This window comes from Bacillus cereus group sp. BfR-BA-01382 (assembly GCF_022663475.1).
GTDB lineage: Bacteria > Bacillota > Bacilli > Bacillales > Bacillaceae_G > Bacillus_A > Bacillus_A thuringiensis_S.
Genome location: NZ_JAKUFQ010000284.1, coordinates 1 through 465, shown reverse-complemented (window position 1 = coordinate 465; position 465 = coordinate 1). Strand labels below are relative to the sequence as shown.

Here is a 465-nt window from a genome sequence, read left to right as displayed (position 1 = left end):
TATACCCACTGATTTCCACCAAGGTTTAACCAGCCATTTTCATTTATATATACTAAATAAGATTCTGGAGGATTTAATTGACGGATAACTGCAGATGTAGTTGATGGACCACTTCTTAAATTTACATTCATCCCTTGTATATATGCAACCCCAATCGGACTTCCATCACTATTGCTTGTCTTTACAAAATTAATGTAAGAAGGATCATTATACACCCATTGTCCATTCCCCAAATCTAACCATCCGTTACTTTCCTGATATACAACGTAAGATTCTGGAGAATTTAATTGACGAATAACTGAGGAAGAAGTTGATGGACCATTTCTTAAATTTACATTTTTCCCAAGGATATAAGCGATTCCCTTCGTTTGAGGTGTCGGTTGTGGGTTTGGAGGTTGTGGATTTGGAGCTACTCCAAAAATAGCCGCTATTCCATTTGCATACGCTTGACTTAGATCTTCAATA

Annotated in this window: 1 protein-coding gene; it reads right to left on the bottom strand. The window is 36.8% G+C overall.

Translation table 11 applies throughout. From position 1 onward, the window contains the following. Window positions 1–465: SH3 domain-containing protein (locus MR160_RS33950; RefSeq protein ID WP_242299233.1), on the bottom strand; the 465-nt coding region annotated here is incomplete at both ends.